Below are 11,477 nucleotides of genomic sequence, written 5' to 3'. Positions count from 1 at the left end.
ATACTGGAATGAAGCCGCTTAGAAACAGATTCAATTTTTTATTATTTCATCTGTCAACTTGACAGGGCCTAGTGCATAGCAGAGATTTTATTAGTCGCCTTTGTTTATCCCTGGGTTCCGTTGTGCGTGTGACTTGGTGCCGTATCTGGCATTGAATTTAAAATATTCATATCCTCAGCGCTGATCGAAAAGTCCAATTGCGCATTGGCTTCAATATGTTCTTCACTAGTAGCTTTTGGCAGTGGCAGTACGCCATTTTCAATAACGAATCGTAATGCTAATTGTGCAACACTGACATCATACTTAGCTGCCATTTCCTGAATCTTAGGATTATTAATTAAGTCGCCGGTTGCAAGTGGTGAATATGCTTCAACTAACATGCCTTGTTCTTGAGCAAACTTAGTAATCTTAGGTTCTGTATAACCCACATAATATTGAATTTGATCAACAAACGGTGTTACCGTTGCACTTTCCAAAATATTTTTTAAATCATGCACGTTAAAGTTGGACACCCCAATTGATTTTACACGACCACTCTGATAGATTTTTTCCATGGCCTTCCACGTTTCAACATTATCACGATCATGGTCAGTCCCAATTTGAGACCATGGCCATGGCGCATGAATTAAATATAAATCAAGATATTTTAAACCTAAATTATCCATCGTTTTATCAAAGGCTGCCAAAGCCCCATCGTATGTCTTAATTTCAGCAGGTAATTTTGAAGTGACAAAAATATCCTCACGTTTAATGCCAGAATCCTTAATGGCCTTTCCGACGCTACTTTCATTAGCATACGCCTGGGCAGTATCAATATGACGATAACCAACTTTCAAAGCATTAGCAACGGCATCATAAGCTGTCTTGCCACCCGGAATTTGCCAAGTACCAAACCCGACTTTAGGAATTTCAACCTTATTTGCTAGTGTAAAAGTTTCTGTTAAAATACTCATCCTAACATCTCCTAACTGGATCCAATTTTAGCACTATTTAATCCACTACAAAATCAAAAACACTCTGTAATACAAAACAGTTGTTATTTGATTATAAGCAGTTATACTAGCATTAAATATTACTTTAGGAGGCGTATTATAATGAAATTAACCATTTCAGAATCAGCACTATCTATCTTAGAGCCTAAACTAAGTGACCACACAAACATTTTACTCAGTTATGATGATGGCGTTGGGCCTTATTCACACCATGGCTTAGTAGCCCTTCAAATTGCCTTCAAACTAATCTTGATTACCGATCAAATGCCGATGCAAGATTATGATCTCAAAATTGATTCCAATCTTGGCCCAATTTATGCCAAAGGATATTCGAGTGAATTTTTTGGCTCTAACCTAAAAATTGACTTTAACCCACATTATCATCTGTTCAGTTTAGTTGATGACGGTGAAGTAATTGAAGATAATCTAGAAATTCAGGACCTACGAAAATAGGTTAGCTCAAAGAAGTGTAAAAATATTTCAATTCATGAAAAAGGTCGAGAAATTTAGTTATTTTCTCGACCTTTTTTATCAGCAACCCAAATTGCCATTCTTCGCTCAAAATTAAATCTACACTGCCGTTTAACTTCACGAATAGTATTAAATACTTTTGCTTTTGATGGCGAATACGTATTTTGATTAAATAACACTCGTAATGATGGATCCTTAATTGATTGGGCTGAATTATAGTGAACATCCAAAAAACGATGAAGCTGATCATTTTGATTAGCATAATTAAACGAACTACAATTAATAATTTGCCCCGGGTAAATTCGGTTAGCATTTTTCAAATCAAAATACATAAAATTTCCCTGCCAATCCAAAATAAATTCGACATGGAAACCATAAACACGTTTAATGTTCCAGCCCAACGTTAGTGGTACATTTAGTATTCTATCAAGTTTATTATGCAATCTCGCCGGCTCCGGTTGACTCATTGGTTGATTATTTTTATAGCAATCTACATCATAACAAATCAGTCGTTGCCAATCATTTTTTTCGTTCGGGTAGGTATGACGAAGATAATAAACGTTAATCAAATCCAAGTAATATCGTAGTTGATGAATCTGCTTTCTTAGTTGCTCTGTGTCAGTAGATCCAGTAGCAAGTCCCTGAGGAAAAGATAATTGAACTAATCGCGATAATACAATAAAAAATTCTGAGTTAGGCTGAAGTGATGGCGCGAACTTGTTTTCCAGCTTCAAATCACCGTGATCATCAAAATAAGCCCCTAATCGAACCAACATCTGTTCCAACAAAGACTGATAATTACCAACGGATTTCGCGATTTTAATTTTTTGCTTTAGCAAAACAGTATACGCTTGTGAACCAACTAATGAATCTCTATTATCCATTATTACATTTAACCTTTATTTTTTCCGCAGGTGTAATTCGCCTAATTGATCATATCTGGTTACATCCACTAATTCCAACCGAGTCGAATAGTCGCCACTAGGAAAAAGTCGAATTCCTGCTCCCAGTAATACAGGTGCAATCTGAATCCACCATTCATCGATTAAGTTCTCTGCCAGTAAATCAGCAACAATTTGACCACCACCAACAATCCAAATATTACCACCTGGTTGTTGCAATAAATCATGGACTAATTTAACCGGAGATTTCTGATAATAAATAGCATCTTTTTTCGTTCCCTGACGAGTTCTCGATAACACATAATTGGTTTTATCAGGAAAGAACAGTTCTCCGTTCATCATTTCTTTAGTAATATCATACGTTTTTCGCCCCATGATAGTTGAGTCAATCTGGTTAAAAAAACGGTCTGAATTAGCACTTTCCCCACCCTCTGTATCTAATAGCCATTGAAGGTCATGATTTGTCGTCGCTAAATATCCATCTAATGAAGTGGCCCCATAAAATTGAACTTTTCTCATAACTGCACCTCGCTTTATATTTACAGTTTAGCAATAAAATAATTATAACTAAAATTATCTGTTCTAATTAAATTCAAAAAAATATTCAACTGAAGTTCCCAACTAAAAAACAGTATTCAATCTTTATTTTCCCAGGTAAAACTCGTATACTTTTCACTATTATGTAAAGGAATCGGTCTATTAATATGAGGAAGTATCTCGCTGTCCTAATCTTTGGGGCACTGGGCGGTATCTGCCGTTCATTAATAAGTCAAATACTAGTCCTACCAAATCAATTTCCTTTAGGCACACTGCTTGTTAATCTCAGTGGGTGTTTTTTATTTTCACTGGTTGTTCACTACCTAGCTCTTGCGTTTCCGCTAAGTCCCACAATTATCTCCGGCTTAAGCGTCGGTTTTGTTGGCGCATTTACTACATTTTCAGGGTTAAGTGTTGACGCACTAAAATTGATAGCTCATCAACAATATTCTTTATTTATTCTGTACGATTTAACCAGTATAATTGGCGGAATAATTTTGGCACTGCTAGGAATTATGATCAGCAAACAATTATTTAAACGATGGGAGCAATGGTAATGGGAGTTGGATTGACTACAATGATCGGATTAGCTGCTGGCCTTGGTGCCTGCGCCAGACTAGCCATCATGAAATTATTCAATCACAGTAATCATTTTAAAAAGTTTACTTTCCCTGTGTCTACTTTTTTAATTAATATTAGCGGTTCAATCATTTTAGCAGCGCTATTTTGGCACTTTAGTCAAACGTGGGTAATCAAAATATTATCAACTGGGTTCTTAGGTGGTTTTACGACCTTTTCTACTTTTAATAACGAGCTAATTATGTTGTGGCAAAACAAACATTATTCTACTTGTTTAATTTATGGCATTGCCACCTATATGGGTGGATTAGGGGCTGCAATTATTGGTATATGGCTTTAAAGCTCACTTAAAAAACCCACAAACTATTTCACTAGTTTGTGGGTTTTTTAAATTAAATAATAAATAATTGCATTTACGCTTGTTAACGTAGTAGGAAGTTTAATTTCTTTTGACATCGATCGAGGGCACTCGTAATTTTGCGACAATTACAGTTTAATTTTTGAGCAACCGCATCTTGTGACCATCCAGAATGCACTAGTCGAAAAACTTCAATTTCAAACGGTGAACAGCGAGCCAAAAACTCTTTCATTTTTTCATGACACATTATGCAATCATCCGGCGGGCATTGATGGTAATCAATCAAGCTTTCATGAAAGCCTTCTGCTTCTAAGTTAACTCGGTTTTCTTCCCGCACTCGCTTGGCAGCATTTTCTTGTCGAATAATATCATAGGCCCGGTGTTTCAGATTAACCTTATAATAATAACCAAAATCAACTTGCAAACTAGCCTTATAACACCGAATTGTTTTTAACATCACAATCCGTGCCTCTTGCTCCCAATCTTCCCGATCCACATCTTGAAAATAATAGTGGCGCCCCATTTTGTGTACCAACGGTAAATACCGTTCAAACAATGCTGTAAAGCTGACTGAATCTCCGGCGATAAATCGCGTGAGTAATTCCATGTCAGAATCAGAGTGCTCTGCAGTAATAAACATAAATTCTCCCCGAAATCTAAAAAATTTGATATTAATTATTATCACTATTAAATATACCCAAGTAGATTTCCTATACAAGGGAACATATGTTTATTATGCAAAATCAGTTGAATATACGTCTAATTATGAATATATGGTGAGCATTATAAAAATTTAATGGGCAAATTATTTTGTTTGCTCATTATTATCCCATCTAGTATTTTATGGTTATTAAAGATGTATGTCATATTCTATTTAAACAGAAGTAATTAAATATCATTTTAGACTAAAAAAGCTCAGAACAAGTTGCGTTCTGAGCTTCTATTTCTAGTCTTCAACATTTATTTTTTTATTTTACATCATCAGCCTTAACTAAATGAATTGGTGATGCAATTGTCTTATCAACTTTTTTACCTTGATAATACTTGTAGGCAGCTTGAACAGCTAATTTTCCTTCTGTCTTAGGTTGCTGTGCTACAATCGCATCAATTTGTCCATTTTTCACGGCTGTCATACCATCAGGAGTTCCATCAATTGAAACAATCTTTATGTCTTGATCTTTGATTGCCTTGACCGCACCTAATGCCATTTCATCATTTTGTGCAAAGACACCTTTAATATCAGAGTGTGCTTGTAAGATATTTTGCATTGTGTTCAGCCCTTTAGCACGATCAAAGTTAGCACTTTGCTTTGTTACTAAGTCAAGGTTACCCTTAATGGCATTGTCAAACCCTTTTCCACGCTGAACTGCAGCATCAGCACCTGGTGTTCCTTCTAGTTCAGCTACTTTAGCATTGTCACCAAGCTGATCTTGTAAGAATTCAGCAGCCATCTTACCAGCCTTAACGTTATCAGAAGCAACAGTTGTCATTAACTTACCACCGTTTGAACCACGGTCACAGGCAATAACAGGAATTCCAGCTTGATTGGCCTTTTTGACAGCTGGCACAATTGCATCAGAATCAACCGGATTGACAATAATAACATCAACTTTTTTAGTAATTAAATCTTGAATTTGGTTGTTTTGTTTTGAACTATCATTTTGAGCATCAAATGTTTCAACCTTAGAATTGTTCTTTTTAGCTTCAGTATCAATTCCCTTTTTAACGTTCACAAAGAATGGGTTGCTAAGTGTTGACAATGACACCCCAATTTTAACGTTCTTAGCCGCTTTTTTTGTAACTTTTTTATCATTATTGTTATTGCCAACTGAAGCTGCACCGCAGCCAGATAACACCATTAAAAATGCTGCAAAAACTGTGAATAAACTTAATAAGCGTTTTGTACTTTTTTTCATTTTGAAAAGCCCCCGTTAATTTTGTGATTGCTTACGATCTAGTAAGACAGCGATAAGAATTACAATTCCTTTAACAATTTGTTGATAAAAACTAGAAATCCCAAGTAAGTTCATTCCGTTGTTCAATACTCCGATAATCAGAGCACCAACCAGAGTACCAAACATCTTTCCTTTTCCTCCGGCAAGAGAAGTTCCCCCTAAAACAACGGCAGCAATTGCATCCATTTCATAACCAGTACCTGCATCAGGTTGTGCGGATGCTAATTGAGAAGTTAAAATCATCCCAGCAACAGCGGATAAGAATCCAGCAATAGTGTAGATCAAGATTAACAACTTCTTAGTGTTAACGCCGGCCACAAATGCCGCTTTTTCATTACCACCTAAGGCATAAGTTTTACGCCCAAAGGTTGTTTTGTGTAGCAACAGATATGCAATCGCATACAAAACAATCATGATGTAGACCTGGAATGGAACTCCAAATAAGTATCCTTGACCTAAAAACTGGAATGAAAAACTACTATTCATTTTTGGTCCAGTAATTGGGTTACCATTAGTCAGAACGTAAGTTGCACCTCTAAAAATTGCCATTGTAGCCAACGTTACAATAAATGGTGCAGCTTTACCGTAAGCAATCAGCAGCCCATTAAATGCACCAAAAATTGCTCCAGCGATCATTCCGACTAGAAACGCTAGTAATGGTGGCATCCCCATTAAAATCATCTGAGCAGCAAACGCACCACTTAACGCCAAAATGGACCCAACGGACAAATCAATTCCTGCAGTCAAAATAACAAACTGCATTCCAAACGCAATTAATGCATTAACAGAAATTTGCTGCAACAAGTTCATTATGTTATTAACATTCAAAAACGAACTATTTAGCACACTAACCAAAATAACTAGTATGAGTAATGCAGCTAGTGGTCCTAGTTTGGCGTAAAACTCACCCACATTAAACTTTCTTTTTGTTTCGGTATTATTCATCGAGTTCTCCTCCTGTCGCCAGTGTCATTATTTTATCTTGTGTCGCATCTTTTGTTGCAATTTCACCTTGAATTTTACCTTCGTAAACAACAGCAATATTGTCACTGAATCCTAAAACTTCATCCAGGTCACTAGAAACCATAATAACGGCTGTGCCCCGATCAGTTAACTCATTAATCAGATCGTAGATTTCCCGCTTAGCACCAACGTCAACCCCACGAGTCGGTTCATCTAAAATTAGAATTTGAGAACCCGAACCAACCCACTTAGCTAACACCACTTTTTGCTGATTTCCACCGGACAAACTGCTGGCAGCATCTTTCGAACTTTGTGCTTTAACACCCAACCGTTTCATAAGCATATTGACAAAATCCTGATCAGCTTTTTTATCGATAAATCCTTTTTTGACAAACCCATCAATGCTTGGTAAATCGATGTTATCTGATAACGAAGCATCTAAAATCAAACCTTCATCTTTACGGTTTTCGGTTACAAATCCGATGTTATTTTGAATAGCGTGTTCTGGGCTGGTAATGTGAACTTCTTTACCTTTTACCCAAATTTTGCCGCTATCGAGTTTATCAATTCCAAAAATAGCACGCATAATTTCAGTTCGGCCAGCTCCCATTAATCCAGAAAACGCAAGTACTTCACCAGAATGAACTTCAAAATTAACATTGTTAAATACTCCGGCACTAGTTAATCCTTCTGCTTTAAGATAGACCTCGCCAAATTTAGGATTACGACCTGGGTAAAAGTCCCCCATTTCACGGCCAACCATGTCATGCACAATTTGTTTAACATCGGTATCTTTTGTCATATAAGTGTTAACCGATAGCCCATCTCGCATAACAGTTAAACGATCACTAATTTGAAAAATTTCTTCCATTCGATGTGAAATATAAATTATGGCAACGCCTTGTTTCTTTAAAGATCGAATAATTTCAAATAATTTAGCGATTTCATTTTCTGTTAACGCGGCCGTTGGCTCATCCATGATCAATACTTGTGTTTTATTCATCAAAGATTTCGCAATTTCAATCATTTGCTGCCGACCAACACTTAATGTGCCCACTGGAATATCAACGGGAATATCTGCTCCCAGCTTAGCTAGAGCTGCTTTGGCTTGTTTTTTCATTTCTTTCATGTCAAGCATGCCAAAACCTTTTTTAATTTCGCGATTTAAAAACATATTTTCAACTACTGACATTTCAGCAAAATTATTCATTTCTTGATGAATAAAAGCAATGCCGTGATGCTCAGCATCTAACGCGTTTTTAAAGCGCGTTTCTTGTCCATCAACTAAAATATGACCACCATCGAAATCTAGCAAACCAGTGAGAATATTCATCAGCGTTGATTTTCCAGCTCCATTTTCACCCATTAAGGCGTGAACTTCACCAGCGTGAATTGAAAAGTTAACATCTCGCAAAACTTTATTTGGACCAAATGATTTAGAAATGTTTTTCATTTCAATTTGCATTATCTTTACACCTCCCCGATACGTTTAAAAAGTAACACCACTTACCAAAATGATGTTCGAGTACGACGACATTTCACCGGTTCTAACAAATGCTTTGGCATCACCTAAATCACGCTTCATCTGCTCATGTGGAATAAATGAAAGTTTAATCTCAGGCATTAATTTTTTAATCGCCGTTAACTGGGTTGGATTAACTGTCTTGATTTCCTCCGCCAAAATAATTTCTTGTACTTCGAGCTCATTTAATACATTGGTTAGTACGTCCATAAAACTGGGCAAGTTTTTACTGACCGCTAAATCTATTTTTTCAGTTCCATCAGGAACCGGCATGCCAGCATCGCCAATTGCTAAAGTATCGAAATGTCCCATTTGGCTAATTACTCTTGATAGATCAGAATTAATTACCGCTGTTTTTTTCATTTACAATTTAATCCTCCTTATTTAAAAGATAGTAAAGCGTTTTACTACACGTATAACACCCTCCGTAAATATAAATTTACCACAAATTGAAAGGGCTTACAATAATTTCGATAAAAAACTGGTCACTTAGACCATTTTTATTGGAACAATTACTTTAACGGATTACGTGAATTGAATCCTTGATAAATTAACAGGCTAGCCGCCACACTGGCATTCAGACTTTGTACGTGCCCCACCATTGGAATTGTTAACATTTCATCAACAGTTTTTTTTAATAGTGCAGAAATTCCCTTACCTTCATTACCAATCACCAAAGCAACCGCACCTTTTGCATCCCAGCGACGATAATCTGTCCCATTCATGTCCGTTCCAAACAACCAAACGCCCCTTTGCTGGAGTTGTTTAGCAGTTTGCACTAGATTAGTTACTCTTGCAACAGGCACATGTTCAATTGCCCCAGTAGACGTCTTAGCAACCACAGAAGTCAATCCAACTGCTCTTCTCTTAGGGATAATAATTCCGTGCACCCCGGCTGCATCTGCCGTTCGTAAAATTGAACCCAAGTTGTGGGGATCTTCAAGTTCATCCAAAATTAAAAAGAACGGCTCTTCACCCCGCTTACTGGCATTATCAAATAAATCATCAATTTCAGCATATTGAAAGGCTGCGACAGCTAAGACAATTCCCTGGTGATTTTGCCGATTTGTCATTTGATCTAACTTATTTTTAGGTACCGAAGAAATCACTAGGCGACGTTTTTTAGCTAATTGGACTATTTCCTTAATTGCATCTGATGTTAAACTTTCTTGCAAGAATACTTTATTAATTTCTTGCTCTGATTTAAGAGCCTCAACTGCTGGATGACGTCCAATGATAAAATCAAGTTCATTATTTGCTGGTTGCATACTCTGTTCTCCCTGCTTCCACTTGTTCAATACACCAATTTGCTAATTGTTCAAGGCGCTGATTCTGCTGGCTTAGTTTCAAGTACCCCATTAACGCTTCAAACCCAGTTGAAATTCGATAGGTTAATACTGAAGTATTCTTAGCATGGGTATGACTATTAGCATTACGTCCACGTTTAAAATATTCCCATTCTTCATCTGTTAAGATGTCATCTTCTTGCATTAATGTAATTAGTGCAGACTGTGCTTTGGCAGATACAAAATGAGTTGCCAAATGATGCAATTTGGTTGGTTTAGTCAGCCCCTTATCAATCAAATGTTCACGAATGTAAACCTCGTAGGCTGCATCCCCCAAATAGGCTAGTGCAATTCCATTAACTTGTTGGTAATCAATTTGTGCCATGCTAATCCTTTCTATAACGCGTTCCTTGTGGGGTATCCTCTAAAATAATCCCCTGTGCCTTTAATTCATCGCGGATTTGATCACTTAATTGAAAATCTTTATTTCGACGAGCATTATTACGCTGATCAATTAATTCTTTAATCTTTGCATCGTCTAAATTGTCGGTAGTTAGCTGAATTCCGAAAATGCTAACTAACTCTTGCAAACTCGTCGACATTGTTTGCAAAGTATCCCGTAATACACGTTTTTTTTGCGCATAGACATTAATAAGTTTAACTAATTCATATACAACCGTAATTGCATTTTGCGCATTGAAGTCATCATCCATTGCAGTCACAAATCGATTTCTTAATTGAGCTACTTCTACCAGCTCAGCCTCTTTTTCATCAGCAGAAACCGCATCTTGTAGGCGATAATTTAAATTCGTAAACGCTGTTTGGATATGCTGCAAATTATTAGTTGCATCTGTAACATTTTTTTGACTATACTGGATTGGCCGTCGATACTGGGTTGTTGCCATTAAGAAACGCAAAATTTGCGGGTCAAGTTGCTTAATAATGTCGTGGACTGTCACAAAATTACCTAAAGACTTACTCATTTTTTCGTTATCATCACCTACCGTGACAAATCCATTATGCAACCAGTAATTGGCAAACTTTTGTCCAGTCTTGGCCTCACTTTGGGCGATTTCATTTTCATGATGGGGAAATTCGAGATCCTGCCCACCACCATGAATATCAAACGTATCACCTAAATACTTGGTTGACATAACAGAACACTCAATATGCCACCCTGGTCGTCCAGCACCCCATGGTGATTCCCACTTAATTTCATTTGGTTTAGCTGCTTTCCACAATGCAAAGTCAATTGGATCCTCTTTTTTATCGAATTCCTGATCATCAACATGTTGACTAGCACCAACTTCTAATTCATCAATTGCTTGGTCTGATAGCTCGCCATAATGTTTAAATTTACGTGCACGATAATATACATCACCGTCAGATTCATAAGCGTATCCCTTATCAATCAGAACCTCAATAAATGAGATAATCTCTGAAATATTTTCGGTAGCCCGAGGATGTTTTGTCGCCGGTTCAATATTAATTGCCTGGGTATCTTCCATAAAGGCAGCAATAAATTTATCGGCTAATTGAGGCACCGTAATCCCTTGTTCATTCGCCGCTTTAATCATCTTATCGTCAACATCGGTAAAATTAGAAACGTAATTAACCTGATAGCCTCGAAATTCGAAGTATCTGCGAATCGTATCGAATGCAATGGCACTGCGGGCATTACCAATATGAATATAATTGTAAACCGTTGGCCCACAGACATACATGTTGATAACTCCAGGCTTAATCGACTTAAAAATTTCTTTTTGACGCGTCAGTGTATTATAGACTTTTAACATTTGTCCGACCTCGCTTTACGTTGGATAGAATAATATAAGTTTACCACAAAGCACCCTCTCAGGCGTTAAGATGTTATTAGCTAATTTACAAACAAAAGAGGTTGAGAAAACCTAAT

General features: G+C 36.9%; 14 protein-coding genes. 3 read left to right on the top strand and 11 right to left on the bottom strand.

The window, feature by feature from the left end; all coding sequences use genetic code 11:
- Positions 1-104: 104 nt before the first annotated feature.
- The gene (locus FFM51_RS07005; protein ID WP_137597923.1) at positions 105-953 is read right to left on the bottom strand and encodes an aldo/keto reductase; all 849 of its coding nucleotides are present in this window, start codon (positions 951-953) and stop codon (positions 105-107) included.
- A 141-nt stretch (positions 954-1,094) separates the two neighbouring features.
- Between FFM51_RS07005 and FFM51_RS07000 the strand changes: the two genes are divergently transcribed.
- Positions 1,095-1,445 (top strand): iron-sulfur cluster biosynthesis family protein, encoded by a 351-nt coding sequence (locus FFM51_RS07000; RefSeq protein WP_137597922.1) that lies wholly within the window; start codon positions 1,095-1,097, stop codon positions 1,443-1,445.
- A gap of 53 nt (positions 1,446-1,498) precedes the next feature.
- Here FFM51_RS07000 and FFM51_RS06995 read toward each other — a convergent pair whose 3' ends face one another.
- Together FFM51_RS06995 and FFM51_RS06990 are read right to left on the bottom strand one after the other, a co-directional pair.
- Positions 1,499-2,347: a DUF3114 domain-containing protein gene (locus tag FFM51_RS06995; protein ID WP_137597921.1), complete on the bottom strand. Its 849-nt coding sequence runs from the start codon at positions 2,345-2,347 to the stop codon at positions 1,499-1,501.
- Between the two features lie 15 nt (positions 2,348-2,362).
- Positions 2,363-2,884, bottom strand: a complete 522-nt coding sequence (locus FFM51_RS06990) for a dihydrofolate reductase family protein (protein ID WP_137597920.1) — start codon at positions 2,882-2,884, stop codon at positions 2,363-2,365.
- 185 nt (positions 2,885-3,069) lie between these two features.
- Between FFM51_RS06990 and FFM51_RS06985 the strand changes: the two genes are divergently transcribed.
- Both FFM51_RS06985 and FFM51_RS06980 read left to right on the top strand, forming a co-directional pair.
- Positions 3,070-3,459, top strand: coding sequence for a fluoride efflux transporter FluC (locus FFM51_RS06985; protein WP_137597919.1), 390 nt, complete (start codon positions 3,070-3,072; stop codon positions 3,457-3,459).
- Positions 3,459-3,821, top strand: a complete 363-nt coding sequence (locus FFM51_RS06980; protein WP_170999588.1) for a fluoride efflux transporter FluC — start codon at positions 3,459-3,461, stop codon at positions 3,819-3,821. Before FFM51_RS06985 ends, FFM51_RS06980 begins: the two co-directional genes overlap by 1 nt.
- Positions 3,822-3,903: 82 nt before the next feature.
- On the opposite strand, the gene FFM51_RS06975 is transcribed toward FFM51_RS06980, so the two are convergent.
- The 8 genes from FFM51_RS06975 to cysS all read right to left on the bottom strand — a co-directional run bounded on the left by FFM51_RS06975 (position 3,904) and on the right by cysS (position 11,361).
- On the bottom strand, positions 3,904-4,479 hold the full coding sequence (locus tag FFM51_RS06975) for an RNA polymerase sigma factor (RefSeq protein WP_137597917.1): 576 nt from the start codon (positions 4,477-4,479) through the stop codon (positions 3,904-3,906).
- Positions 4,480-4,807: 328 nt separating this feature from the next.
- A complete protein-coding gene (locus FFM51_RS06970) occupies positions 4,808-5,755 on the bottom strand; it encodes a substrate-binding domain-containing protein (protein ID WP_137597916.1) in 948 nt (315 codons plus the stop codon).
- Between the two features lie 15 nt (positions 5,756-5,770).
- Positions 5,771-6,739 carry an ABC transporter permease subunit gene (locus tag FFM51_RS06965; RefSeq protein WP_137597915.1) on the bottom strand — a complete coding sequence of 323 codons (969 nt, stop codon included), beginning with the start codon at positions 6,737-6,739 and terminating at the stop codon, positions 5,771-5,773.
- Entirely contained in the window at positions 6,732-8,222 is a 1,491-nt protein-coding gene (locus FFM51_RS06960) for a sugar ABC transporter ATP-binding protein (RefSeq protein WP_137597914.1), read from the bottom strand. Before FFM51_RS06960 ends, FFM51_RS06965 begins: the two co-directional genes overlap by 8 nt.
- Positions 8,223-8,246: 24 nt before the next feature.
- Positions 8,247-8,642, bottom strand: a complete 396-nt coding sequence (gene rbsD / locus FFM51_RS06955) for a D-ribose pyranase (RefSeq protein WP_137597913.1) — start codon at positions 8,640-8,642, stop codon at positions 8,247-8,249.
- A gap of 149 nt (positions 8,643-8,791) precedes the next feature.
- The gene (gene rlmB, locus FFM51_RS06950; RefSeq protein ID WP_137597912.1) at positions 8,792-9,547 is read right to left on the bottom strand and encodes a 23S rRNA (guanosine(2251)-2'-O)-methyltransferase RlmB; all 756 of its coding nucleotides are present in this window, start codon (positions 9,545-9,547) and stop codon (positions 8,792-8,794) included.
- A complete protein-coding gene (locus FFM51_RS06945) occupies positions 9,531-9,950 on the bottom strand; it encodes a Mini-ribonuclease 3 (protein ID WP_137597911.1) in 420 nt (139 codons plus the stop codon). Before FFM51_RS06945 ends, rlmB begins: the two co-directional genes overlap by 17 nt.
- Before the next feature lies 1 nt (position 9,951).
- A complete protein-coding gene (gene cysS / locus FFM51_RS06940) occupies positions 9,952-11,361 on the bottom strand; it encodes a cysteine--tRNA ligase (RefSeq protein WP_137597910.1) in 1,410 nt (469 codons plus the stop codon).
- Positions 11,362-11,477: the final 116 nt, after the last annotated feature.

Source organism: Paucilactobacillus kaifaensis, from assembly GCF_005405145.1.
Classification (GTDB): domain Bacteria; phylum Bacillota; class Bacilli; order Lactobacillales; family Lactobacillaceae; genus Paucilactobacillus; species Paucilactobacillus kaifaensis.
This window is presented reverse-complemented; position numbering and strand designations above follow the sequence as displayed.